The organism is Anaerococcus tetradius ATCC 35098, assembly GCF_000159095.1.
GTDB lineage: Bacteria > Bacillota > Clostridia > Tissierellales > Peptoniphilaceae > Anaerococcus > Anaerococcus tetradius.
On the sequence record NZ_GG666297.1, the window covers coordinates 71,325 to 98,181 of the forward strand.

The following is a 26,857-nucleotide window of genomic DNA, read 5'->3' on the forward strand; positions in this document are numbered from 1 at the left end:
TATGAATGCAGAAAGCATATTTGGATTATTGATACCATTTATAGGCACAAGCGCTGGCGCCGCTTGTGTCTATATAATGCGTGATCAATTAAATGAAAAAGTACAAAAAGGTCTGTCGGGTTTTGCAGCAGGAGTAATGGTTGCGGCAAGCGTTTGGTCACTCCTAATACCTGCCATGGATATGGTAGAGGCGATGAAAAGGATGGCTTGGCTTCCAGCAAGTACTGGCTTCATAGTTGGAATAATCTTCCTACTATTCCTGGACTCAGTAATCCCTCACCAACATATAGACTCAGACTCACCAGAAGGTTTAAATAGCGAAAGTCTAAGAAAAACAACCATGATGGTCTTGGCAGTTGTGATACATAACATTCCAGAGGGAATGGCAGTAGGAGTATCCTTCGCAGGAGCGATTTATGGACATGGCACAGTAACTATGGCAGGTGCTATGGTCTTAGCCCTAGGCATTGCTATCCAAAACTTCCCGGAAGGAGCTATAATTTCCATGCCCCTAAAGGCAGTAGGAGTTAACAAGCACAAGGCCTTTGTTTATGGTGTCCTTTCAGGGGCAGTAGAGCCTATAGCAGCGGTAATTACAATCATCCTATCAGGAGTAATGATTCCAATTCTACCCTACCTCCTTAGCTTTGCAGCAGGAGCTATGTTTTATGTAGTAGTAGAAGAACTTATACCAGAAGCAACAGGAGAAGGAAAAGCCCACACCAATGTTGGAACCCTTGGTTTTTCCGCAGGTTTTGTAGTGATGATGATTTTAGATGTAATGCTTGGATAGATGAATTATCCTAAGAATATAATCATAGCCCAAGGCTTAGATTAATTTTTAAGCCAGGGGCTATTTTTGATTTTAAATAAGTTTTTAAAATTTATCTTGATCTAAGCTAATATATTTTATGAGGGTAAAATAAGTCTATGTAAGGATTTTTGCTTGTAGTTTTTCTAGTATTAGAAAAGCTTTGATAAATGTTTGTGGATTTTTAAAATATGAGTTATAAAAAAATTTTACTGAGCCTACTTTTTTCCTTGCTACTTATAGCTGGTATTAAAGATGGGGATAAAGACAGCTTTGGGTCTGTCGAGGCAGGCTCTGTTAAGGATCATAGAGAAATTAACAAGAAGGAAAAGCTTGGGCAAACTAATAATAATCAAAAAAAGCTCGAAGAAGACGAAGAAGCTTTGTCAAAGCTTCGCTCCAAGGCCATAGAAGAGCTTGGCGGGCTTAAATTTTTGGATGGAAAAAGCCTCATAGCTTATACTTCGGCTATATATTCTAAAAAAGACCCCAAGGAGATTGAAAATATAATTGGCCAAGCAAAAAAGGCTAATGATAAATCTAGGAAAGAAAAGGAAGATGCCTTTATGATAGATCTTCATTATCAAAAGGCGAAAGTAGTAAAAATAGTTGATGGAGATACCCTAGTGGTCGATTTGAAGGGAAAGACTTATAAGCTTAGGATGATTGGAATTGATACACCTGAAACCAAGCACCCCTACAAAGACGTGGAATTTTTTGGCTTAGAAGCATCTCGATTTACTAAAGAAAATCTAGACAATGTAGAAGTCTATCTAGAAAAGGACGTATCAGAGATTGACAGATACCAAAGACTTTTAAGATATGTATGGCTAAAGCTACCAAAAGATCCAGAAAATCCAAGCTATGAGGAAATAAAAAATCAAAGCTTTAATGGCATCCTCCTAAAAGAAGGCTACGCCAAGGCTTCAACCTTTCCTCCAGATGTTAAATATAGCGAATATTTTTATAAGATAGAAAAAGAAGCGAGAGATGAATCTAGGGGTTTGTGGAATGAAGGGCTAAGAAAGGCTTTTGAAGAGAAAAAATTAACTGGAAGCGATAAATTAGGGACTGGAAAGAAAAAAGGCAAATGGCTTCAGACTGCTAAGAAAATAACTAGGGGCAATAGAACTTATCTAGCAGATACGACCGACGGGCCAATAAAAGCTAACAAGAAATCTGGCAAGTACCATGTTAGGGGGCAGAAGGGTTACAATAAGATATCTGTTGATAATGTCGAGTGGTTCGATTCAGAAGAAGAAGCAGAAAAAGCTGGCTATGTTAAAGCCAAAAGATAATCTTAATTAAAAGAGTGGGATTTACATTAAATCTTACTCTTTTTTAATAATCATAAGTTATGTAGGCAATTTTATTGAGTTAATCTTAGTTAGTTAAGCTTTATTAGATTAGAACTTGATGGGATAAAAAGTATAAAAATCCTCCTTCTTCCTACAAAAAAACTTCCAAAACAGTACATTAATAAAAGGAGGAAGTATGAATTTTTTGGAAAATATTATTACATCTTTGATGTTAATTCGAGTTACAGATATTATTGATATCGCAATTATAGCCTATGTTATTTATAAACTTTTTTCACTTTTAAGAAATACTAGGGCTGAGCAAGTTCTAAAAGGACTTATTTTTGTACTTATCTTTGCTTCTATTGCTGACTTATTAAATTTGAATACAGTTTCCTGGGTAATGAATCAGTTCTTGACTGTAGCCCTCGTCTTTATCATAGTTGTCTTTCAACCTGAGCTTAGAAGTGCTCTAGAAAGGCTTGGTAGGGGCAGGAGTCTTTTTTCAAATGATAAAATTCAAAGAGATGAGAGAAGTATAAATGAGTTGGTTTCAGCTATGAGTTCTCTTTCTAGGCAAAAAATAGGCGCCCTAGTTGTCCTCGAGCGTGAGGTAGGACTTGCTGATATTATAGAAAGTGGAACTAAGCTTGATGCTGATATTTCAAGCGAGCTATTGATTAATATTTTTATCCCAAACACCCCCCTTCACGATGGGGCAGTAATTATTAGGAAAAATACCATTGCGGCAGCAGCCTGTTACTTGCCTTTGTCATCTTCTAACACAATCTCCAAGGAGCTTGGTACAAGACATAGGGCAGCTATTGGAATTTCTGAAAAAAGCGATTGCCTAGTTGTTATCGTTTCAGAAGAAACTGGAAATATTTCTGTTGCAGAGAATGGAAAAATCAACAGATATTTTGATGAAGAGTCTCTAAGAATCAGACTAAAAAATGACCTAGTAAATAATGAAACAATTGCTAGTGCCATCAAGCAAAAGAAGGGAGAGGCTAATGAAAAAGAAAAATGATACTCAACTTATCATCCTATCAGTCCTTCTAGCTATTGTAATGTGGGCTTTTGTTATCACATCTACCAATCCTTCTGTTAGCAGGACTTTCAGAAATGTACCTATACTAGTAGAACATAAGGATGAGCTTGAAGCCAAGGGCTATACTATAATAGGTCTTGATGAAGTCGGAAATGTCAATATCAGAGTTGAAGGTTCTAGAAGCAAGATTATAGGAATAAAGCAACATGATATCCAAGCGAGCATAGATGTCCTAAATGTCAAAGAAGGGATTCAATCAGTTGATGTAAAGGTAGATGCTCCAAGTGGGGTAAATATTTCTCTAATAGATCCAAATGATATAAATATAAATGTCCAAAAGATAGTAGAAAAAACAATTCCAGTTAACCTAGTCATAAAAGATAGTCTAAAAGATGGGAAGTCTGTAGAAGTCAACGAACAATCCTTAAAGGAAATAAAGGTAAGAGGACCTGCCTCTGAGATTAATAAAATAGATAGGGTAGATGCTATAATTGATGATGCCAACTATCTTGACGGAAAGATGCACAATCTAGCCATCCACGTCTTGGATAAGGCGGGTAAGGAAGTTAATAATGTTGATAAATCAGCTGATGATATCAATGTATCCTTTACAGTAGCAGAAACAAAGTCTGTAAAAATTAGACTAAATACTTATGGAGAAGTTGCTGATGGCTACGAGATTAAAAATGCTATGGTTTCTCCATCTGATTGCGTTCTAAAGGGCAATGGACAAGTTCTTAAAGAGATTGATGAAGTTACAACCTTCCCTGTCAATGTATCAAATCTAAAGTCAAACAAAACAGGGGAAGTAAGGCTAAATTTAGCCGAAGGAGTAACCCTTTATGACGGTTCTAATCCAGTCAACTACAAGATTGAAGTAAACAAAAAAGACAGACAATGATAAGGCTAAAGACAAAAATACCCTACGAGAAAATTATAAATAGGCTAAAGGAAAATGGCTTTGAGGCCTATCCAGTAGGAGGTTGTGTTAGGGATAGCCTCCTAGATTTGGAAATATCAGATGTAGATATAACAAGCAATGCAAGACCTGAAGAAATAGAAAAAGTCTTTAGCTCATCAAAGCTAATAGACATAGGAAAAAAATTTGGAACTATAAAGATTATAGACTTTGGCTATGAATTTGAAGTAACGACCTTTAGGGCTGAAAGTGCCTATAGGGATCGTAGGCATCCAGAAAAAATTAGCTTTGCTGATAATATATATGATGATTTAAAAAGACGAGATTTTACCATAAATGCCATGGCCTTTGATAGAGGAGAGCTTATAGATCCCTTTGGTGGAAGGCTTGATTTAGAGAAGAAAATAATTAGGGCGGTAGGAGATGCCAAAGAAAGAATTGACGAAGACCTCCTTAGGTCTATGAGAGCAGTAAGATTTGCTAGTCGCCTTGGCTTTACCATCGAAGAATCCTTAATGGAAGCTATTAGAGCTAAGGCCTGTGAGATAAATCTTATATCTAAGGAGAGGATAGGAGAAGAGCTTTCCAAAATATTGATTTCTGATAGACCTTCTTATGGTATTAGGCTATTGGATGTGGCTGGTATTCTTTCAGAAATCCTTCCAGAGCTTTACAAAACTAAGGGCTTTGACCAACATTCAAGCTACCATCAGTATGATGTTTATGAGCACAGTCTCCATGTCCTAGCCAATACCAGCAAGGACTTAGTAACTCGCTTTGCTGCCCTCTACCATGATGTCGGCAAAATCGACACTTTCTTTCTTGATGAAAGAGGCGAGGGAAGGTTTTTCGGCCATCAAAAGCTTTCAGATCAGATGCTAAAAAAGAGATTAAGGGCTTTAAAGTTTTCCAATAAATTCATAGAAGATGCATCTATGCTTGTAGCCCGCCACATGGATTGCTCAAATTCCTATAGCAAAAAATCTATAAGGAAGTTACTTAGAAGGATGGGAGAAGTAAATCTTAGGAGGCTTTTTGACTTACAAAGGGCAGATATTAGAGCGACAAATCATCCAGATACAAGTAATATCGACCTAGGAGAAGAGCTTCTCTGTGAAGTTTTAGCTGATGACTTGCCAAAAAAAAGGTCAGATTTAGCTATTAACGGCTCTGATCTTCTAGCTTTGGGCTATCCTCAAGGCAAAATTATAGGAGAGCTTCTTTCAAAGATTGAAGAAGAAATATTAGAAGAAAAATTAAAAAATGAAAAGTCAGCCATCGTGGAATTTTTAACTAGAATGGGTAAAAATCTTGATAGCTTGACATATAAGTAGTATATTATTTCAATGAGTAAGAACACCAGGAGGAAAAAATGACAGAATTAAAATCACACGAAAATAATATAGCAAAATTTGAATTTGATGTGCCATATGACGAATTTAAGAAGGCGACAGATACTGTATATAAGAGAAACAAATCTAGATATAGGGTAGATGGCTTTAGACCAGGCCACGTTTCTAGAAAAGTTCTAGAAAAAATGTATGGTCCAGAAATCTTCTATGATGAAGCAATCAAGCTTGTATTCCCAGAACCATACGAAAAAGCAGTAGAAGAACTTGCTCTAGAAGTAATCGACCAACCATCAGTAGACCTAGACGATATCGAAGTTGGTAAGGACATTACTTTCAAGGTAGAAGTTGAAACTAAACCACACCCAGTTCTTGGAGATTATTCAAAACTTATAGTTGAAGAAGTTCCAGTAGAAGTAACTGACGAAGATATAGAAGCTGAACTTAAAAAACAACAAGAAGAAAATGCCAGACTAATCCCAGTAGAAGATGGTAAGGCTGAAATGGGAGATACAGTAAATATCGACTTTGACGGCTTCCTAGAGGGAGAAAGATTTGAAGGTGGAAAGGCTGAAAATTACGACCTAGTTCTTGGATCAAATACCTTTATCAAGGGCTTCGAAGACCAAGTTGTAGGACACCTTGCTGGAGATAAGTTTGATGTCAATGTAACTTTCCCAGAAGATTACCAAGCCAAAGAATTCCAAGGAAAAGATGCGAAATTCGAAGTTGAAATTAATTCTATCACAAGAAAAGAACTTCCAAAACTAGATGATGAATTTGCAAAAGACATTTCAGAATTCGATACACTTGAAGAATTGAAAAATAGCCTAAAGGAAAAACTTGTAAAGGAAAAAGAAGAAAGAGCTAAAAGCATCATCCAAAATCAAGCTGTTGAAGCCCTAGTTAAAAAATCAGAAGTTAGCGCACCAAATGGTCTAGTAAACTCTGAAATTGACTTCGAACTACAAAACCTTGACCAAAGACTTCAACAAATGGGTATAAGCCTTGCTCAATATGTTGAAATGACAAAAATGGATATCAACCAAATCCGTGAACAATACAGGGCTCAAGCAGAAGCTAGAGTTAAGGCAAATCTAGTAATTGATGAAGTTGCTCTTAAAGAGAACATAGAAGTTACAGATGAAGAAAAAGAAGCTGAAATCAACGAAGCAGCAGAAAACTATGGAGTAGAAGATAAAGAGAAATTCAAAGAACTCTTTGCTAAAAACGTATCTGACAAGACTCTAGAAGAAAATATCAAGAGAAGAAAAGCTGTTGAACTTCTAGCATCTAAGGCAGAAGCACTTCCTCACGAAGAGTACCACAAGGCAGTTGGCGATGACCACGATCACGACCACGATCATGAGGAAGGCGAAGACAAATAAGCTCCATATTAGATAAGGAGAAATAATGATTGCTAAAAATTATTTAGTACCAACAGTTGTAGAACAAACCAATAGGGGCGAGAGAGCCTATGATATATATTCAAGACTTCTAAAGGATAGGATAATCTTCCTATCTGGAGAAGTTCGTGATGAAATAAGCGATATAATAATAGCTCAACTACTCTTTCTCGAAAGCGAAGATCCAGATAAGGATATCCAATTTTATATAAACTCTCCAGGTGGAGTTGTAACAAGTGGTCTTGCCATATATGACACTATGAACTATATAAAACCAGATGTATCAACTATCTGTATTGGTCAAGCTGCATCAATGGCAGCAGTCCTTTTATCATCAGGAGCAAAGGGCAAGAGATATTCCCTACCTAGCTCAAATATTATGATTCACCAACCTTCTGGTGGGGCCCAAGGTCAAGCAAGCGACATTGTTATACAAGCTGAACAAATAATTAAGATAAAAGAAAAACTCAACAAAATTCTATCCGACAATACTGGTCAAAGCCTAAAGAAGATAGAAAAAGACACCGATAGGGATTTCGCAATGACTGCCGAAGAAGCGTTAAAATACGGTCTTATCGATAAAGTAATTGAAAGTAAGTAGGGTTAAATGTCTGATTACGAACAAAAAGATGTAAGATGTTCTTTTTGTGGTAAGGATAGCTCACAAGTAAAAAGAATAATAGCTGGTCCTAATGCTTATATATGCAATGAGTGTGTCGACTTGTGTAAGGAGATCATCTCCCAAGAAACAGATTCCCAAGGCTCTTTTAGTGGAGATGTTGAACTATCAACACCAAAAGAGATTAAGGAATTTCTCGACTCCTATGTTATAGGTCAAGACGATGCCAAAAAGACCCTCTCTGTTGCAGTATATAACCACTACAAAAGAATTAATAGTAATGAAGAAGACTCAGAAATAGAGCTTCAAAAATCGAATATCCTTATGCTAGGCCCAACTGGTTCAGGTAAAACCCTACTAGCTCAAACCCTTGCTCGTAAGCTTAATGTTCCATTCGCAATAGCAGATGCTACAAGCCTAACTGAGGCAGGATATGTGGGTGAAGATGTTGAAAATATCATCTTAAAGCTTGTTCAAGCAGCAGACTATGACATAGAGCTTGCTGAACGTGGTATAATCTATGTAGATGAGATAGATAAGATTACAAGAAAGAGTGAGAATCCTTCTATAACTCGTGATGTATCGGGTGAAGGAGTCCAACAAGCCCTCCTAAAGCTAATAGAAGGTACTGAAGCCAATGTTCCTCCACAAGGTGGCAGAAAACATCCTAGCCAAGAGTATATCCAAGTAGATACAACAAATATCCTCTTTATCTTAGGTGGGGCCTTTGATGGAATTGAAGATATAATCAACAGAAGATTGTCAGAAAAGACAATTGGTTTTGGGGCAAGTGTTAGCAAAAATGCCAAGGCAAGCTTAAAGGAAGTTAATACAGAAGACCTCCTTAAATATGGTCTAATACCAGAATTTATTGGTAGGGTTCCTATTATTGTCAGCCTTGATGCCCTAGAGATTGATTCTCTAGTACAAATCCTAAAAGAGCCAAAGAACTCCTTTGTAAAACAATATCAAAAGCTCTTCGAGCTTGATGGAGTAAAGCTTACATTTGAAGATGATGCCCTCTATCAAATTGCAAAGAAGGCCTTTGATCAAAAAACTGGAGCTAGGGGACTTAGAACTATTATGGAAAATCTCCTCCTAGATCTTATGTTTGAAATACCATCAATTGATGATTTGGAAGAAGTAATTGTCACAAAAGAATCTGTAGATGACAAGGAAAAATTAGTTTATAAGAAAAGATAAAGGGGATGGGTGATTGAACTCACCCCTTTTATAGCGAGGTAAAACATGACAGATGTTTATGAAATAAGTGAAAATAAATATCCACTAATTCCCTTGAGGGGCTACTGGCCAATGCCAACTACCTTCCTTAGTTTCGATTGCAAAAGAAGTATATCGGTAAAGGCTGTCGAAGATGCAAGGCTTAGAAATACAAGTCTATTTTTGGTTAACCAAAAGGACGTATTCGAGGATAATCCAAAAATTGAAGACTTGTATGAGTATGGGATAATAGCTACTATCAAAGAAACCTTCGACCTTCCTAATGGAGTAAGTAGGATTTTTGTAAACCCTATAGGAGTTGGTAGACTAAAGGATGTTGAGGTTTCAGAAGGCTTTCTCAAGGGAGAAATTGAAGAATACAAGTACCTAGAAGACTTAGAAAAAGAGGATATGAATCTACTTTCCCTAAAGAAAATCCTTATAGATGACTTTAAGGAATATATCAACCTAGAAAATACTGGCCTAGATGAAATAGCCTATAGCCTAATAGAAATCGACAACTTTCACAGGCTAGTTGATGTTATAAGCTTTCATCTAGAACTTGCTCCTAAAGAATACTACCAAATCCTTTCAACTCTCGATACAGAAAAGAGGATGTTAGTTCTCCATGAGATATTGAGAAAGGAAATAAGTCTTAAAAGACTCTCCCAAGATATAGAAAAAAAGGTTCAAGATTCAATCAACAAGAGCCAAAAAGACTATTATCTTAGAGAAAAGATGGAAGTCCTAAAAAAGGAAATCAACGAAAATAGCGGGGAAGCCAAGTCCGAAGCCGACTATTATAGGAAAAAAATAAAAAATATCAAACTAGATAAGGAAAGCAAGAAATCTCTAGAAAAAGACATAGAAAGAATCGACTCTCTTCCAGAGATGAGTCCTGACTACGGTGTTCTATCTGCCTATCTAGACTTTGTCGTTTCCCTACCATGGAATAAGAAAACCAAGGATGTAATCGACATAAAAAGGGCTGAGAAAATCCTAGACGAAGACCACTATGGTCTTAGAGATGTCAAAGAGAGAATAGTCGAATCTATTGCAGTTAGACAAAAAAACAAAAATTCCAAAGGCTCAGTAATCTGCCTAGTTGGCCCTCCGGGAGTTGGTAAAACTTCCATAGCCAAGTCCATAGCCCGTGCTCTCGATAGGGAATTTGTCTCCATGCGTCTAGGAGGCGTAACTGATGAATCCGAAATCAGGGGTCATAGGAGAACCTATGTGGGAGCTATGGCAGGAAGGGTTCTTGCTAATATAGATAGAATTAATGTCAAAAACCCAGTCTTCTTGTTAGATGAGATAGACAAATTAGGATCTGACTTTAGGGGTGATCCATCAAGTGCCCTCCTTGAAGTCCTAGACCCTGAACAAAATGACAAATTTATAGATAGGTATTTGGACATACCTTTTGACCTATCAGATGTATTTTTCATTACAACCGCTAATGATGCAAATGAAATTCCAGATGCCCTCTACGATAGACTTGAAGTAATAGAACTATCAGGCTACACCATGGGTGAGAAAGAATCCATAGCCAAGAAATATCTAATAAAAAAAGAAATGGCAAATAACGGACTAAATTCCGAAGAAATTCAAATCTCAGATGCTGTAATAGAAAAAATCATCAAATCCTACACCAGAGAAGCTGGAGTAAGGGAGCTTGAAAGACTAATTGCCAAGATTTGTAGACGTGCAGTCAAAGAAATCCTAACAGGCAAGGATAAGGTTCGTGTAAGCATGACCAACTACAGCAAGTATCTCGGTAGGGAGAGATTCTTCGATGATGCAATCGAAAAAGAAAATCAAGTCGGCCTTGTAAATGGACTAGCTTGGACTTCTGTTGGAGGATGCATGCTATCAGTTGAAGCAAATGTAATGGATGGTAAGGGCAATGTCGAAATGACAGGATCTCTGGGAGATGTCATGAAAGAATCTGGCCAAGTTGCCATGGCTTATATCAGGTCAAACGCAAGTAAGCTCGGCATCCGTGGGAAATTTCATGAAAATAAGGACATCCACGTCCACTTCCCTGAAGGAGCGACACCAAAAGATGGCCCATCTGCTGGTATAACTATGACGACTGCTATGGTATCAGCCCTTACAGGAAAAAAAGTTAGAAGTGATATAGCCATGACAGGAGAAGTTACAATCAGAGGAAACGTCCTTCCGATAGGAGGCCTAAAAGAAAAAGCCCTAGCAGCTTATTCTTATGGTATAAAAAATGTAATCATTCCTAAGGAAAACCAAAGAGATACCGAAGATATACCAAAAGAAATAAGGGATAAGATTAACTTCATAACAGTTTCCAACGTAGCAGAAGTAATAGATAAGGCCTTGATATGAAATTTACATCAATAGAATTAGAACAAGTAGCAGGCTTTAAGAAACAATGGCCGGGGGAAGACCTCCCAGAAATCGCCCTAGTAGGAAGAAGCAATGTAGGTAAGTCTTCCTTTATCAATTCCTTTTTAGGAAGGAAGAAATTAGCCAAGACTTCATCCAAACCAGGCAAGACTAGGACAATTAACTTCTATAGGATAAATGACAAATTCCGCCTAGTAGACCTACCGGGCTACGGTTACGCCAAAGTAAGCAAGGCAGAAAAAGATAAGTGGGATAAGCTAATAAATGAATATCTCCATCAAAGAGAAAGCCTTAGGGAAGTCTTTCTCATAGTAGACATAAGACACGAGCCAACTACCCTCGACTGTCAAATGTATAAATGGATAAGAGAAAGTGGCTTTACAGGTTTTGTCATAGCTACCAAATTTGATAAAATCAAAAAAAGTCAGATACAAAAAAACATCAAGGCGATTATGAAAAAACTAGAAATTGAGGATGAAGGTCTGATATTCGCCTACTCATCCGAGACCAAACACAACAAGGACGTCCTAGAAGAACAAGTTGATGTGATAGTCAAGGCTTAAAATAAAGAAAATAAATAAGTAAATGAAAAAATTAAGCCTAAGCCAAGAATTTTGGATGAGAGAATCCATCCAATAAGGCGGACTTAATAATTACTTCCTTTACTAATAGCAAAAAAAGTAGATGCATAATCAAAGCATCACTTTTTTTTGCCAAAAATCGGAAAAAATCTTCGCCATTTACAAATCATAAAGATAAAAAGCGTATTATTTATATTGACAAGTCCCCCTAAAGGAGGTATAAAATTACATATTTAATATTTAAAAGTTTATTTGGCTTTGCCTTGCAAAGCACTCCTAAACTAAATGATTTATATAACCGACTCATATAAGCTAAAGTGGAAAATTTATTCTAAAACTTAGCAAGTCGGTTTTTTAGTGCTCGAATATAATTAGTATAGCAATAAAGATTGATAAAAAATTATATAAAAAATTTTAAATATAAAGTAGTTTGCAAATTTACCAACACTGTAAATTTAAGGAGGTCTTATGAAAAATCGATCGCAAAAACTTCTTAAAAATTATAAGAAACTTATACTCATGCTAGTATTTATCCTAAGTTTCGCATATTTATTCACCTACCAGACCAGCGATGCTGGCGGAGATATAATTAAACATATATGGGATTTGTTACCGAAAATAAAAAAAGAATATCATGCCAGTATTCCACTTAGAGATTATAAGGAAAACGCCCAGCTATATAATATCAATATAAAGGAAGAAAATGGGCAGAAGAAAATTATATGGAAATACGATGTAACATTTGAGGGCTTAACTGATTTTTCTGATGCTAAAGACAAGATAGAACATTTCTTCACGACAACCAAGACATCAGGACTAGGGACTCCTCTTATCAAAGAAATAAAAGGGCCTAATGGAATAATAAATATCAACAGTTCTAATTTTACCGATGATAAGATAAATACTTGTAAAAGCCAATTTGCTAAGCCATCTGACTTTCCAGATGGAACTTATGAATTTACAATTGAAACCCCAATAACTGAATTAAGAGAAAATTATACCCTATATGTCAATACTCAGCTAACTGCAAATATGTATAAGGGCGAATATGTTCCCAAAGATGGTGGAGAAGGCTCTTATCAATTTGACAAAGACTCAGTAATTAAAGCTCCATCTATGCTTAGTCTTACTGTAAAAGCAGAAGATAATTATGGAGATGATGAAAACATTAGCTTGGCAGAACTAAAGGAAGATATGCCGAACTTTACTGAGCTTGATTCAAATGGGATTATAACACAAGGTTCATATATAAGTGATTCCAAAATAAGATGGACATCAACTTTTATGAATAAGACTTTGGATAAGACTGATCTCGAATTGGATATGACAGCTGATTCTAGTCAAAATCCTGGTAGGGTAAAATTATTTTATTATATGCCAGGCGAAAATGGATATGAAAAGATAAAAGAAGAAGAAATAGATGCTTCTAAAATAACTATCAAAGATATAGAACCATCTACAATAGTAGAAGCTATACTTGAAACAAGTGTCAATAATAATGGAAAAACCCAAAATCATAGCCTTGGGACAGATAATAATGCGAGTCTAGAATCATTTTATGGTGGTCTTACAATTAATAAAATATGGCTTAACAATGTGGCCCAAGATGCAGAATTTACTATCAATGGCCAAAAGGTATCTATAGGAAAATCATATACGGGAAAAACAATAGATGGACATCCTAGTACGACTAGGGGACCTTTTGTTAAACAAAAATTTAAGCAAACAAATGATAGAATAAAAAAATATAAAAGACAAGAATATGAAGTATTAGAAATACCGCAAAAAGATTATAAGCTTTCATACTATTCGGTTGATAGGGAAAATCTTATCTATAACTTTGCTAATGCTAAAAGGCAAGCAGCAAAAAAAGAAGAAGATGATGATAGCGATGATGCTCAATGCAAGGTTATAAGATATGGTATTTATGAAATAGATCCTGTTTATATACACTCCTATTGGTATAGCAATGCAAAAAACAGTAACTGGTTTGGATATGGTGGTGGAATTAGTGGTAAATTTAGAATACCTTCTGGAGCCAGCCAAGGAGATTATTTTAGATTAAAAATACCGAAAGAATTAAAAATAGAAAAGGAAGTGTCTGAAACTAAAGCATGGACTAAGATTTATGACTCACACGGTCTTGATATAGGAGAGCTCTACCTTACTGATGTAGATGAATTAACCTTTAAATTAAATAGTAATGCTAATAAGAATGTTGACTATACTGGGAATTTTTATATAGGTGTAGGACAAAAAGGGAATAATCTAATAAAGGTTGATGGAAAAAATGTTAGTCCTGAAGAGGCAGAGAAATATCTTTATGGTGTAATTCCAGTTCAATCAGAATTCTATGACAAGGATAATCCAAATAATAAATTGGTCACTGAAAATTTGGAATTTAAGTCTGAATATGTTGGTGAAGATTTAAAGTGCTCAACTAAAATAAATCAAAATGCTACTGTTAATTACACTGATGATACTATAAAAAAGCAAACAGATCTTCTAAATAAGTATGTTGTAGAAGATGACCATGCGGAACAATCCCTAACCTATGAGATAGTATTTAACGCATCACAAGCTGTTGGTGTAAATTGGTTTGAAGATTATCTAAATGAAACCATCGAACTTTTTCATGGAAACAACGACTGGGCTATAGAAAAGGATATACAAGTCTACTACGGTAATCCAACTGCCTCAAATTCTGTTGCTAGGGAAGGTCTTGTTCAGATTTATCCTAACTCAGATAATGCTGAGGATAGTCCAAGTGTAGAAATATCAGGCCATCCCTACGAAGGCTCCGATGATAAAGCAATAACTTTAAATGGGGGCAGGATAACTGAAAAGTTTAGAATAAGATTCGATTTCAAAAACCTCAAGCGCAAGGCTATACTTGTTAGGTTAAAAGCAAAAAAGAAAGATTTAAGGGGAAGTGCTAATGTAAGGCCTTATCTTCATAATAATAAGTACTATTATTACAATAGGGTAAAAACAAAACAAATTAAAAGAAATATTCAATATGTAAGTAATTATTGTGAAACAAAGGCTGCTGCTACTGGGTCAGAATATGATGAGAGCAAGGGAAGATTTAGAATTAGAAAGGTTGATAAGAATAAGATACCTATTATAGAATCCAAGGCAGAGTTTTTACTAAGGGGAGGTCCTGATACAGGCAATTATGCAGCTATTAGAAAGACGGATGAACATGGGTATATTAGCTTTGAAAGTCTAATTCCAGGCAAAACTTATATTCTTAGTGAAAAGAAATCTCCAAAAGGATACAAGAAAAACTTTAAAAAGTACGAAATTAAGACTAAGGTCCATAGTCAACAGGCTGGTGCAGAGTTTAAGGTTGATATAACAATAAAAGAGCTACCCAATGGAAAAGAAATTCCAGTATCCTACGAAAAACCTGTAGATATAGTAAATGAAAAAATTCCTAAATTTATAGTGAAGAAAATAGACAAAAGTACTAAACTTCCACTAAAGGGAGCAGCTTTTAGACTTACAAAGATAAAAGATGCTGTAGCTAGTATGAATGATTCAGATAATAGCAACAAACAATCAAGTTATGATGTAAGCATCGGTAGAGGACAGAATATGTCTGAGTTTGTATTTGATGACCTATCTCCTGGTCAGTACAAGCTTGAGGAAGTCCAAGTGCCAAAAGGCTATAAAAAAATGGCAAGCTTCGTTATAGATGTAAGTAACGAAGGTACAAGTATAAGCAAAATAAGGGGCTTCGATCCTAACAATAATAGTGCAGACCAAGATACTAAGAAAACTGCAAATGGTTTTGAAATTCACGCTTACAACAACAAAATAGAACCGCCAAAGAAAAACATTGTAAGATTTGTTAAAACTAACCAATTTGGTAGACGACTTCGTGATGATTTATATAATATCATTAAAGAAAAAATACCAATGGTGAAATCTACACCTATCCTGGAGAAAATTTAGATACAAAATTTAAGGGTCTAATGGCTTCAATCTCTGACAATGTAAAATTTACAGTATATAGGACAAAGCAAAATTGGGATCCTAACTTTGGTATGTTAACGACAAAAGACGGTACAAAAATAACGCCTGTCTTAAAAAGAGAAGTTAGTAGTAACGATAATGATTTTGATGAAGTAAATGCCAAGATGAATGAAAATACCTCAGAGTTTGAGTTCTACTCCCTAAAGGATGGCAAGTATTGGCTTGTAGAAGGATTTGATAGCACCTTCGGAGAAGGCTATGAATTATTTAAAGAAATCTACGGCAATATCGATAATAAAATTTTATCATCATTTGAGATTGAAAATAATCGTGTTAGCAAAGTTAATGGCAAGCCTCTAACAGATTCCTTGATTGAAGTTGTTAATGAGAAAAAAGCTACAAAATTTACCATCGAAAAGGTAGATAAAGTTACAAAAAAAGCTCTGGCAGGGGCTGAGTTTACCCTATACAAGGGTAAGGAAGAAATCACTAGACAATATAGTGACAGCTTGGGAATAGTTACATTTGAAGATATCAGTCCAGGCACATATAGAGTAGTTGAGAGTAAAGCTCCAAGAGCTTACAAAAAATCAAAGACAGAGATAAAGGTTGTAGTAGATAATGACTTGAATATAAAAATCAACAATCAAGCTACTAATAATATTCAAGTTTCAAATGAAAAACAATCTGGTATATCTATAAGAAAAATAGCTGAAGATGGAAAAGCTCTCAAGGGAAGGGCAAAATTCTGTATTATACCTGTTGATAAGGGTGTAAGTAAAGAAAATTTCGAGCAAGCCTTAAAAACTAATGGCGATAGAAATGCTAGAAATTGTATCTGGCATGAAAATACAGATGACAAGGGTGATGATTCCATCAAGCTTAATGGCAAGATATATTATTTGCCAAAACATAGTAAGGTAAAAAACAATCTAGACAATTATCAATTATTTGATGTGGTAGACGGTAGCTTAGAAAGAACAAATATCAAATTCAAAAATCCTGGTAAATATATATTTGCAGAATATGATGCACCTAAGGGTTATGATATTATAAAGCCTGTACTGTTAGAGTTAAAAGAAGTTCAAGGACAATTAACATACAATATCATTTCTGGCAATAGCGAATTAACTCTAGACAATCATAGCGAAATAATGAAATTTACTGCCAAGGATAAGATTATAAGGTCTAAGTTCGCACTTAAAAAAGTAAAGGAGACAGCTAATAAAAATAGAAATCCAATTGGGGCTGATTTTACAGAATCAAAGGATGTTAGCTTTAGACTCACAAAGACTAATAGAGAAATCGCTGCAAGAAGCGACTATGATGAATCGGATATTGACAAAACTTTTGCTACAAATGGAAGAGTGGATAAAACATGGAAGACAAATCAGGATGTTGTATTCGATAATCTAAGGCCTGGATATTATGTATTAGAAGAAACTAAGTTTCCAGAAGAATATATAAAGACAGGAGAAACATACAGGATATATGTTGATGATAAGGGTAGTATTGATTTTAGTATTTATAGTAAGGAAGGCTTACTTAGAAAATATTTTATTACTCAATTCGAAATGGACTATGAACCATGGTTTAAAGATAATGGTAACCTCGTAAGAATCGACAACAGGCAGGAGCCAAAAGGTAAGTTTGCCTTCTACAAGAAGGCGGATTCTACTACAAATCCTATGGCTGAGCTTTATGATAGGAACTTGGAAGCTAAGTTTAAGTTGACCAAGGATGGGGATACTTCCTTTAGGGCCATCGAGCAAACTAAGAAAGCATCTGAGAAGTTTATTTTTGAAGATCTCAAAAAGGGGATTTATACTCTTGAGGAAATTCAAGCTCCGAGGGGTTACCTAAAGACAGCTAAGAAATATAAGATAAGCGTTGATGAGCTTGGAGATGTTAGGATTTTCGAGCCAACAGCTGATGAAGTTCCTAAGAAAGTGAGTGCAAGATTCTCCCACAATCTAAAGACTAATTCTATTAGCAATATTTCCTTTGCCACTGATGGGAATGAAGGAAATGAAGCTGTCTTTAATTTAAAAGATTCGAAAATCAACAAGGGAGATTATATCCAATTAGACCTAGGAAGCATCCATTACATTAGCAAGGTAAAACTCCTACAAAATATAAAAGCAACTAGTGGAAACAACGATGCCTTTGATGATGTTGACCTAGAGTATTCCCTTGATGGGACTACCTTCCACAAGCTTAAAAATTACGCCAACACCAATCCAAACAAGGGTACTTTTGATAATTCGATTAGGAGGATTGATGAAAATACTCCTTTCTGTGCAAAAGTGGTGAGGATTAGGAATAAGGTCGAGTCTGGTGGTCGTTGGTTGAGGCTAAATGAATTTATGGTTGAGGGTTATCCTGTAAGTTTGAAGAAGGAAATATCCCTTGAAAATCAAAAAGATTTAGCAAGTAAAGATAACTATATTTTTGAAATTGGAAACTTAGAGATTCCAAAAATCAAGCTAATAAAGACTGATGAAAATGGAAGAGATATAGGAAAGGCTAATGCAGAGTTTGAACTAAGAAAAGTCGATGATGCTAGTACAAATGTTAATAATCTCACAGAAGGCTCTGGGGACTTAGTCTATAAGATTCTAGTAAAAGATGGCACAAGCAAGCTAATTGATAGCAAAGGAAAGGAAGTTTCTGACAATCAATTGAGCCTAGACAAGCTAGGTAAGTATATTCTTGTAGAGAAAACTTCTCCAAAATTCTACAAGAAACTTGCTAAGCCAATACTCTTAGAGGCCTACCAAGACCAAGTAGCGATAAGTGGTGGTAAGAAGAAGGTACTTTGGTTTAAAAATGTTGCGAGTGATAGCAATTTGACCATAGGTCTTGAAGAAAATGGTAGGCTGATTAAATTTAGTGTTAAAAACAAGAAAATCCAGTCTAAATTTGCCTTCAAGAAGAAAATCCAAAGTGCTACTAACAAGCCAATGCAAGATATTCCTAATGTAAATCTTCAGGCTGAATTTAAGTTGACCAAGGATGGCTTACTCTCAGGCTTTAATCCAGTTATTAAGAAACAAAATGTTTCGACAATTTTTGAGTTTGCGAACCTTGAAGCAGGAGACTACACCCTAGAAGAAACTCTAGCTCCAGCAGGCTTTATGAAAACTAATGACAAATATAAAGTCAAGATTGACGATTATGGAAACTTGGTTGTATATAAGGATGCTACTAACAAAACTCCAGCAAAGATTAATGCGAGTCTAAGCCATAACTTTGGAAGCATCCAAATAGATAATATAGGAAATGCAAGTGACGATAATGACAACAATGAAGCGACCTTCCACTTAGCTAATTCAAAATTAAAGAAGGGTGATTACCTCCAATTAGCCTTTGATGGTCCAAACTATGTAACAAGCCTAAAATTCTTGCAAAATACTGTTAATCAAAACACAGGCAGGGATATATTTGATGACTTTGACATCGAGTATTCTCTTGATGGAAGAAACTTCTATAAGGCTGCTTCCTACAATAATACTTTCGTAAACGATAAAGCAATAAAGACCATTAATCTTTCTAATCCTTTTGTAGCAAAATATGTACGCATAAGGAGCAATGTTGAATCTGGAAGTCGTTGGCTAAGGGTAGCAAGCTTTGAAGCCCAAGGCTATAGGGTTGAGCCTGTAAAAGATATGCAAAACGAAAATCAAGATAATATTGCTGAGACAGATGTTTTTGCTATAGGAAACTTGGAAAATCCTAAGATTAAGATAATTAAACAAGATGATGGTGGAAATGAAATAAGCTCTGCTAATGCAGAATTTGAGCTTAGAAAAGTTGATGATACAAACAATGATGTTAATAAGCTTGATGATAATTCTGGAGAGTTAGTCCACAAGATTTCTATAGAAAATGGACAAACCAAGCTAAAGAAGGCAGATGGCACAGAGATTGAAGGAAATCAACTACAAATAGAAAAACTAGGAAAATATATCCTAGTTGAGAAAGTTCCACCAAGAGGATATAGGAAACTTGACAAGCCAATCCTCCTAAATGTCAAGGAAGACCAAGTTGATGGTGGTAATAAGAAAATTTCTTGGTTTGAAATAAAGTCAAGTAATAATATAGCTAGTTTGAATTTAGATACAAGTAATGGTCTAGAAGCCATATTTAAGGTAAAAAATGAGGAAATAAAATCAAAATTCGCCTTCAAGAAAAAGGCTGAGTCCTTATCAGCACCTATGGCAAACATTGGTGGAGCTAAGACTGCTACTTTCAAACTTACAAAAGACGGAGATAGCTCATTCACAAAGACTTCAACTAAAAATGTAAGCGAAAATTTTGAATTTACAGATTTGAAGAAGGGCGATTACACACTAGAAGAAACTCAAGCTCCGACAGGCTTTGTAAAAACTGACAAGCTTTACAAGATTAGGATTGATGATGAAGGGACAGTTAGGATATTTAAAGCTAGTAAGGATAGTAAAAATAGTAAAATCCAAAAGCCTAAATTTGAATATAAGATGAATGCAAGTCCTAAAAATCCAAGTAATGCTACTGATAGCATAGAAAATAATGAAACTGTATTCGAACTTTCTAACTCTACTGTTAGGAAAGATGATTTTATAAAGCTTTCATTTGATAAAGTCCATCATATAAGCAAAATTAAGTTACTCCTAAATAATGCAAGAGCAAATGCCGGGAATGATATATTTGATGATGCAGATTTGGAATATTCTCTTGATGGCAAAACTTTTGTAAAATATAAAAATTACAAGAGTGGCAAAAGGATTGAGGAAAATGTAGACTTATATGCAAAAGAAATCAGATATAGGAGCAATACACAAGCTGGTGGTCGTTGGTTTAGTGTAAGCGAGTTTGAGGCATACGGTTATGAGGCTGACCTAGTAAAAGAGCTAAGCCAAAAAGACCAAGAGGATATATCTAACAATACTTTTGATATTGGAAACCTCCAAAACCCAAGGCTCGTTCTTGAAAAAATCGACGCTAAGACTAATGAATTAATTGATACTAACAAGGTCAATAAGGACTTCACTGCGAAATTTGCCTTATACAAGATACCAGATGATATTACAAGTGCGGAAAACTTAAACTATGGTACTTTTAGAAAAGTGAAAGATTTTACTTTAGTAAATGGTAGGGAAGAATTTGATGATGGACCTATAACAGAGCTTGGTCGTTATCTCCTTTCTGAAACTGCCAACCCTGATGGTTACCAAATAATGAAGCCAATAATTCTTGACTTGGTAAAGATAAAGGGAGTTAATGGGACAAAGCTTAGTCTTGGATGGAAATTAGTTAGCGAGTCTTTAACCAATGATGTCTATAACTTGCAAGCAGAAGATGCTAACAAGAAATTTGATGACAAAATCGAAATAGACTATTCAAAACTTTTTGAAGATAATCCAACCATAACTTTGAAAGTCAAAAACTACTGGGATGATTTGGGAGAATTTGCCTTTGAGAAGGTCGACAAGAAAGATAAAGCCCTCATAAAGGGAGCAGATTTCAGGTTGACTAAGGATGATGACGATAAGTTTATTCCTCGTGATGGATACGATGAAACAACAAATAGGTACGTCTTTGACTTCCTAAGTCCAGGCACTTACACCCTAGAAGAAACTAGACTTCCAGATGGTTACATGAAAGAAGATAAAATCTTAAAGGCCTTTGTGAATGAGTATGGAGATACAAGCTTATTTACCATTAAGGGCAAGGAAAAAGTTGGCGAAATTCCTTTGACTAAAGATAACTTAATCTATTCAGACAGGTACAGTAATTATATTGCTGATGCTGATAAGGATAGAATGTTTGATAACGACAAGAACAGTGTCGGAGAGGTTAAGTTATGGAGACAATCAGTTGGTGATCATGTAGAAAAGGACGAATTTGTTGGAATTGACCTAAAGGGACTTTATAGGATAGATTCCTTTGACTTTAACCAAGGTCCAGCTAAAGGGTCTAATAGTGGAAATGATGCCTATGATGAATTTGTAATCGAGTATTCACTTGATGGTGTCAACTATAGGAGATTTAGAAAGTATAAGAATCCAAATGGAACAAACAAGCCTAGTGATGATAAGCGTGGTGAGGTTTATGATATAAGCGAAAATCTTAATACCTATGCTAGATATATAAGGATTAGAAACTTAAGCAGAGGCGAAAGACGCTGGTTAAAAATAAGAGATATATCTGCAACAGGCTATAAAGTAGAGGAAATCAAAAACTTTAGGAAAAATGCTACTGTTGTTCCAGCAAAGATTGATAATATCAAGAAGCCAAGGGTTAAAATTATAAAGAATGATGATGGCAACAAGAAAGTTTCTGGAGCGAAATTCAGTCTTTATAAGGTCTTAGATGACAGAATATACTCTGAGAATAAGGGAGAATACAAGGTAAGTGAAATAACCCTACTCAATAAGAGTTATGTTAAAGAAATCAAGAAGAATTTTGACCTTATAGATGGAGAAGTTATATTTGAAAGTAGGGACTTGGATATAGACCAACTAGGTAAGTATATCCTAGTAGAAGAAACTGCTCCAAAAGGTTGTTTGAAACTAAAAGAGCCAATCCTTTTGGATTTGAAGGAAGAAAATGGTAAGGCTAAGGTCGATGTTTTAAGCCAAAAGCATATGGCAACTAGCAAACTTACAAGTGATGATCTTGTAGAAATCACAATCAAAAACCACAGGTTCACTTATCCAGGAACCGGAGGAAGGGGAATAATTTTCCTTTCAATAATCGGTGCCTTGGTGATGAGCCTAGGAATTTTCCTCTATCAGAGAAAAACTTCAATAGAAAGATAAAATAAAAATCGTCATACCGCTTAGGGTCTGACGATTTTTTTATTCTAGGATTGGAAATCCTAGTTACAAGAGCAAGTAAATTCTGATATAGTTTGGTAGTTGCCATCAGTTTCTTTGCCAGATTCTTTGTTTCTTTTGCTTGCTTTTAGGCTAAATTTTATTTCTCTGCCATCTCTTATTTCATCAAGGCTAAGGTCTGAAAAACTAGCATTGTAGACGAAGCTTGCCTTGCCATCTTCCATAAGCCTTTCATCAAGGGAAACTTTCCTGCCGTCCTCATCAAGTCCTTCCAAGTCGTAGACGTATCCATCATCGAGATTTTCGATAAGGCAAGTTAGGCTTATAGGATTTATTTTCATAAGGCTTAGTCTTGCTTGATTATATAGGGGCATATTTTCTGCTAATATCTTGTTATCATTATTTACAGTATTTACATCTGCCTTGAGGGAGACAACTTTTGTAGCATTACCATTCATATAGTAGAGGTCGACATCGGCATTTTCTAGGCTTGGAAATTCCTCGTCAAAGTTTAACATAAGATTTTCGCTAGTAGTCTTTCCATCCTTGAGGAGAACTTTCGAGCCTGATGCTCCCCTTAGCTTATAAGTTTTTCCATTAACAACAAGCTTGTATAGGATTGAATTAAGCTTAGTATCTTGACCATCTGCCTTTCTTAGGGTATTTATAAAAAGAAACTTGTTATCAAAGGCGAGATTGCCTATTACAAAATCATCATCTCCTAGGCTTATTGGTTGGTTAAGGCTAGTTACATACTTGTAGGATTCAGGGCTTGCTCCAAAAGCCTCCATCATGCTAACTTTGACATCTGTTGCAACTTTTACAAGCTCAGCCCTGGCAGGGCTTATACCAAAGCCTGCAACGAGTATTAGGGCGCAAGCTATGGCGATTATTTTCTTTTTGTAAGATTTCTTGCTATAGGCCTTGGCAACTTTCATAAGTCTTGCTTTTTCTAAATCGCTTAGGTCAATTTCTCCTGTAGCAAAATCCATATCGTTAATCTTATCATAAATATTATTCATAAGTTCCTCCTAGTTTAAGACGTAAGTTCTTCTTTGTTCGTGAGACCTTGTTGTAGAGTTTGTCTTTGGAAAGCTTAGTTTCCTTTTCTATGTCCTCATATTTGTAACCTTCCAAAAAAAGCTTTACAAAAATATCCCTATCTTCATCAGATAAAAGTTCTAAGATTTCTTCTGCTTCATCAAGGTCAAAGTCATCCTCGTAGGATATTGGCTTACTGAGTCCGTCAAGATCAAGGGTCTTGTGGCGATTTTCCTTTCTGATACAATCAATTGCCTTGTATTTAGCAATTCCTGCACACCGGTTTTTAAAAGATGACCTAGTTGTATCAAAAGAATCAATGTTATCCCAAATAGCAAGGAGGCTATCATTTAGGACTTCCTCAACAAGCTCATTCCTAGAGCCAATTGTCTTAACGATACTCGCCTTCATAATTTTGCCATAGACATCAATAAATTCGATAAGACATTTCTCATCTTTGATTTTTATTCCATCAATTATTCTTCTCTCATCCATTCCATCCTCCTTCACCTATATATTCGTAAGCACTAGGCAAAATCTATCAACAATATAGTTTATAATCATTTTAAGTAATCATTAGCATTTATAGATATAAGTATTATATAGGAAAATTGCTAAATTTTATATAGTTTCAAAGATTAGTTATAGACTAAATAAACTTTTTTACATATAAGTTTTATATATGTATTTATTGAGGTTATAAATAGAAATCAGTATAATAAAGTTATTAAGTATGAAAGAAAGGTAGGATATTATGAATAATAGGTTGATTAAAATTATGCTTCTAGCTTCTATTAGTTTAGGTACATTATCAATTAATAATGTTTCTTATGCACAAGCAGGCGAAGAACATGGTGAAGCAAATAAAATCACAGATACCAAAAACCCTATAGGTGAAAGCGACTCAAATACAACAACGGAAAGTCCACAAAATAGTTCAGATGCAACAAGCCCAACTTCTACTAGGGACCAGGGAAAAGAATCTAGTGATAGTAGTGCTACATTAGATGAGCATATTACATTTGAAGATGAATTATTAGAGAAAACGATTATTAATTTGTACAAGCAAGGTAGTGGAAGATTTGATCAAAATAAATATTCGTTGGTATTGACTGACAAATCATACAAGATGCCAGAAAATCAGAATTTCATAACTAAAAGGGAGGCTCTCCTTGCTAGTCAGTTGAGTGTTTCCAATGAAGCTCCTTTCGATAAAGAGAAAAGAAAGTTTGTAAGAAAGAATAAGAGCATAACTTCAATTAAGGGAATAGAAAGTTTCACTAATTTAGAAAAGCTAATGTTTAATAATAACGATGTGAAAGATCTTAGCCCAGTTGAAGGACTCAAAAAATTAAAAGAATTAAAGTTTAGAGATAATAAGGTTAGTGATTTAAGTTCTGTAAAAAATCTTAGCGAACTTAAAAACTTGACAGCTGACTCAAATGAAATTTCTGACTTGACTCCAATCAAAGATCTTAAGAATCTTGATTATCTAAATTTAAAATCAAATAAGATATACGATATAAGCCCAATTAAAGATACCCCTGTTAAGCAATTCATTACATTAAATGGAAATTATATCAAAGATTTAAGTGTGTTAAAAGATAAGACCTGCAAAAAGGAAACGAGCGGACAGGTTATAATCGTTAAACCACAAACAAATATATTTGATTTAAAGCTTAGTGATAGCAGAGGGGGAAATGGGTATACTTTAAGTGAATCTTACCTAAAATCAATTGGAGCTCATAGGGTAGGTGAAAGTCAAAAATATAGGTTTACAAGCAAGAAAGATGAAAGCAAAATAGAAATAATCGAAAATGAATATGGTGATTTGTTTGGTTCTGAATATGTCAAAGCTAAAAATAAGGAAGAGGGAGTATCTTACCCAAAAAATAAAATCCAATGGTATGTCAAGGTAAATACTCAAAATATTAAACTTATTGAGGTTAAAAATGAGGAAGTAACAGTAGGTGACTCTTTAGATTTAACAGATAATATTGTAAATAATAAGGATAATATTTTTGATATTAAAGAAGTTAAAGATATAACTGAGGAAAAAATTGATACTAAAAAGGCAGGAAATTATTTAGGGAAAATAAAAATTACCTATAATGATGGTGACACCCAAGAAGTATGTTTAGTTGTTACTGTAAAAAATAAAGTTGTAGACCAAGGCACAAATACAGAACCAAGTGTTGGAGTAGACCAAGGCACAAATACACAACCAAGTGTCGGAGTAGACCAAGGCACAAATACACAACCAAGTGTTGGAGTAGACCAAGGTACAAATACACAACCAAGTGTTGGAGTAGACCAAGGTACAAAAATAAAGATATCATCAAATAATGAAAAGCAAGAAATACAACAACATCAAGCTACTCAAAATTCTAGTACAGATTCAAATAAATCGAAAACTAGTAAGGGTTCTGAGCGTGATGAACTATCAAACAAGATTCAGCTATCACACGCTAAAAAACAATCAAAAAATGAAAATGTCAAGACTGGTGTATATCCATTAAAAGAAGTCCTAGTAACATTAATGGGTACAGCATCTATGTTATTTGTAAGCAAGAAAAAAGAAAAAAATCATAAAGTATGATATTTGATTATCATATTTCAAAGGAAGTCGGAGAAATCCGACTTTTTTTGATGTTTTAGTTGAATAATTAACAGTTAGTGATATGCATATAAAAACTTTTCAAGTGAGATATAACATCATCAAAAAAGGAGCTATGTGCTCCTTATAAAAAACATCTTCATTTATCATTAATCTTGAACAAATGTAATCTTACCTTCTTCAAGCTTGGCAATTCTTGCTAGGGAGTAGATTTCTAGTCCCATTTCATTTTCTATTACATCACGACCTTCAGAGAAGGATTTTTCTATAACTATACCAAAGCCTACTGGGTTGGCGCCTGCTTGTCTTACTAGGGCAACCATGCCTTTGGCTGCTTGACCATTTGCCAAAAAGTCGTCTATCATTAGGACGTTTTCGTCTTCTTTAAGGAAGTTTTTTGAAACTATTAGCTCATTTGTAACTTGTTTGGTAAAAGAATATACGCTTGAGTGGTAGACATTATCGCCTGTGGTTAGGGATTGTTGCTTTCTAGCAAATACACACTTTACACCAAGTTCAATAGCTGTTGCTAGGGCTGGGGCTATTCCAGATGACTCAACTGTTAGAACCTTATCTATTTTTTTATCTTTGAAGTGCTCAGCAAAGGCCTTGCCCATTGCTTGGATGAGATTACAATCAATTTGTTGGTTGAGGAAGGAATCAACTTTTAGGATATTAGGTCCTATTACAATACCTTCTTCTAATATTTTTTCTTCTAGTTCTTTCATATTAACTCCTTATGTAGAAATTGTCCGCTTTTAAT

The 26,857-nt window shown here is 35.1% G+C and carries 16 protein-coding genes; 13 read left to right on the plus strand and 3 right to left on the minus strand.

What is annotated here, in order from left to right; translation table 11 throughout:
* Nucleotide 1 precedes the first annotated feature (1 nt).
* The 12 genes from HMPREF0077_RS05610 (at nt 2) to HMPREF0077_RS05665 (ending at nt 22,418) form a co-directional block, all read left to right on the plus strand.
* Nucleotides 2-793, plus strand: coding sequence for a ZIP family metal transporter (locus HMPREF0077_RS05610; protein WP_040349500.1), 792 nt, complete (start codon nt 2-4; stop codon nt 791-793).
* 209 nt (nt 794-1,002) lie between these two features.
* Complete coding sequence (locus tag HMPREF0077_RS05615) at nt 1,003-2,109, plus strand: thermonuclease family protein (RefSeq protein ID WP_004837013.1); 1,107 nt, start codon at nt 1,003-1,005, stop codon at nt 2,107-2,109.
* 196 nt (nt 2,110-2,305) lie between these two features.
* Nucleotides 2,306-3,139, plus strand: a complete 834-nt coding sequence (gene cdaA / locus HMPREF0077_RS05620) for a diadenylate cyclase CdaA (RefSeq protein WP_004837014.1) — start codon at nt 2,306-2,308, stop codon at nt 3,137-3,139.
* Complete coding sequence (locus HMPREF0077_RS05625) at nt 3,123-4,061, plus strand: CdaR family protein (RefSeq protein WP_004837015.1); 939 nt, start codon at nt 3,123-3,125, stop codon at nt 4,059-4,061. The genes cdaA and HMPREF0077_RS05625 overlap by 17 nt, the downstream gene beginning before the upstream one ends.
* Nucleotides 4,058-5,413 carry a CCA tRNA nucleotidyltransferase gene (locus HMPREF0077_RS05630; RefSeq protein WP_004837016.1) on the plus strand — a complete coding sequence of 452 codons (1,356 nt, stop codon included), beginning with the start codon at nt 4,058-4,060 and terminating at the stop codon, nt 5,411-5,413. The genes HMPREF0077_RS05625 and HMPREF0077_RS05630 overlap by 4 nt, the downstream gene beginning before the upstream one ends.
* A 38-nt stretch (nt 5,414-5,451) precedes the next feature.
* Nucleotides 5,452-6,816, plus strand: coding sequence for a trigger factor (gene tig, locus HMPREF0077_RS05635; protein WP_004837017.1), 1,365 nt, complete (start codon nt 5,452-5,454; stop codon nt 6,814-6,816).
* 25 nt (nt 6,817-6,841) lie between these two features.
* Nucleotides 6,842-7,435, plus strand: a complete 594-nt coding sequence (gene clpP / locus HMPREF0077_RS05640) for an ATP-dependent Clp endopeptidase proteolytic subunit ClpP (protein WP_004837018.1) — start codon at nt 6,842-6,844, stop codon at nt 7,433-7,435.
* A gap of 6 nt (nt 7,436-7,441) precedes the next feature.
* Nucleotides 7,442-8,656 (plus strand): ATP-dependent Clp protease ATP-binding subunit ClpX, encoded by a 1,215-nt coding sequence (gene clpX / locus HMPREF0077_RS05645; RefSeq protein WP_004837019.1) that lies wholly within the window; start codon nt 7,442-7,444, stop codon nt 8,654-8,656.
* Nucleotides 8,657-8,701: 45 nt separating this feature from the next.
* The gene (gene lon, locus HMPREF0077_RS05650) at nt 8,702-11,032 is read left to right on the plus strand and encodes an endopeptidase La (protein WP_004837020.1); all 2,331 of its coding nucleotides are present in this window, start codon (nt 8,702-8,704) and stop codon (nt 11,030-11,032) included.
* On the plus strand, nt 11,029-11,616 hold the full coding sequence (yihA, locus tag HMPREF0077_RS05655; RefSeq protein ID WP_004837021.1) for a ribosome biogenesis GTP-binding protein YihA/YsxC: 588 nt from the start codon (nt 11,029-11,031) through the stop codon (nt 11,614-11,616). Before lon ends, yihA begins: the two co-directional genes overlap by 4 nt.
* Before the next feature lie 486 nt (nt 11,617-12,102).
* A complete protein-coding gene (locus tag HMPREF0077_RS05660; RefSeq protein ID WP_004837022.1) occupies nt 12,103-15,594 on the plus strand; it encodes an MSCRAMM family protein in 3,492 nt (1,163 codons plus the stop codon).
* 20 nt (nt 15,595-15,614) lie between these two features.
* Entirely contained in the window at nt 15,615-22,418 is a 6,804-nt protein-coding gene (locus HMPREF0077_RS05665; RefSeq protein ID WP_004837023.1) for a SpaA isopeptide-forming pilin-related protein, read from the plus strand.
* 59 nt (nt 22,419-22,477) lie between these two features.
* Here the strand turns inward: HMPREF0077_RS05665 and HMPREF0077_RS05670 are convergent, their stop codons facing one another.
* The gene (locus HMPREF0077_RS05670; protein WP_004837024.1) at nt 22,478-23,458 is read right to left on the minus strand and encodes a hypothetical protein; all 981 of its coding nucleotides are present in this window, start codon (nt 23,456-23,458) and stop codon (nt 22,478-22,480) included.
* A complete protein-coding gene (locus tag HMPREF0077_RS05675) occupies nt 23,451-23,972 on the minus strand; it encodes a sigma factor-like helix-turn-helix DNA-binding protein (RefSeq protein ID WP_040349502.1) in 522 nt (173 codons plus the stop codon). Before HMPREF0077_RS05675 ends, HMPREF0077_RS05670 begins: the two co-directional genes overlap by 8 nt.
* Nucleotides 23,973-24,231: 259 nt before the next feature.
* On the opposite strand from HMPREF0077_RS05675, the gene HMPREF0077_RS05680 reads away from it, so the two are divergent.
* Nucleotides 24,232-26,076: a leucine-rich repeat domain-containing protein gene (locus HMPREF0077_RS05680; RefSeq protein ID WP_004837026.1), complete on the plus strand. Its 1,845-nt coding sequence runs from the start codon at nt 24,232-24,234 to the stop codon at nt 26,074-26,076.
* A 167-nt stretch (nt 26,077-26,243) separates the two neighbouring features.
* Here HMPREF0077_RS05680 and HMPREF0077_RS05685 read toward each other — a convergent pair whose 3' ends face one another.
* Nucleotides 26,244-26,822: a xanthine phosphoribosyltransferase gene (locus HMPREF0077_RS05685; protein WP_004837027.1), complete on the minus strand. Its 579-nt coding sequence runs from the start codon at nt 26,820-26,822 to the stop codon at nt 26,244-26,246.
* Nucleotides 26,823-26,857: the final 35 nt, after the last annotated feature.

Excerpts from the sequence above, each read along its gene's own strand:
- HMPREF0077_RS05610 (WP_040349500.1), top strand. The coding sequence starts at position 2 with ATGAATGCAGAAAGCATATTTGGATTATTGATACCATTTATAGGCACA.
- HMPREF0077_RS05615 (WP_004837013.1), top strand. The coding sequence starts at position 1,003 with ATGAGTTATAAAAAAATTTTACTGAGCCTACTTTTTTCCTTGCTACTT.
- cdaA (WP_004837014.1), top strand. The coding sequence starts at position 2,306 with ATGAATTTTTTGGAAAATATTATTACATCTTTGATGTTAATTCGAGTT.
- HMPREF0077_RS05625 (WP_004837015.1), top strand. The coding sequence starts at position 3,123 with ATGAAAAAGAAAAATGATACTCAACTTATCATCCTATCAGTCCTTCTA.
- HMPREF0077_RS05630 (WP_004837016.1), top strand. The coding sequence starts at position 4,058 with ATGATAAGGCTAAAGACAAAAATACCCTACGAGAAAATTATAAATAGG.
- tig (WP_004837017.1), top strand. The coding sequence starts at position 5,452 with ATGACAGAATTAAAATCACACGAAAATAATATAGCAAAATTTGAATTT.
- clpP (WP_004837018.1), top strand. The coding sequence starts at position 6,842 with ATGATTGCTAAAAATTATTTAGTACCAACAGTTGTAGAACAAACCAAT.
- clpX (WP_004837019.1), top strand. The coding sequence starts at position 7,442 with ATGTCTGATTACGAACAAAAAGATGTAAGATGTTCTTTTTGTGGTAAG.
- lon (WP_004837020.1), top strand. The coding sequence starts at position 8,702 with ATGACAGATGTTTATGAAATAAGTGAAAATAAATATCCACTAATTCCC.
- yihA (WP_004837021.1), top strand. The coding sequence starts at position 11,029 with ATGAAATTTACATCAATAGAATTAGAACAAGTAGCAGGCTTTAAGAAA.
- HMPREF0077_RS05660 (WP_004837022.1), top strand. The coding sequence starts at position 12,103 with ATGAAAAATCGATCGCAAAAACTTCTTAAAAATTATAAGAAACTTATA.
- HMPREF0077_RS05665 (WP_004837023.1), top strand. The coding sequence starts at position 15,615 with ATGGCTTCAATCTCTGACAATGTAAAATTTACAGTATATAGGACAAAG.
- HMPREF0077_RS05670 (WP_004837024.1), bottom strand. The coding sequence starts at position 23,458 with ATGAATAATATTTATGATAAGATTAACGATATGGATTTTGCTACAGGA.
- HMPREF0077_RS05675 (WP_040349502.1), bottom strand. The coding sequence starts at position 23,972 with ATGGATGAGAGAAGAATAATTGATGGAATAAAAATCAAAGATGAGAAA.
- HMPREF0077_RS05680 (WP_004837026.1), top strand. The coding sequence starts at position 24,232 with ATGAATAATAGGTTGATTAAAATTATGCTTCTAGCTTCTATTAGTTTA.
- HMPREF0077_RS05685 (WP_004837027.1), bottom strand. The coding sequence starts at position 26,822 with ATGAAAGAACTAGAAGAAAAAATATTAGAAGAAGGTATTGTAATAGGA.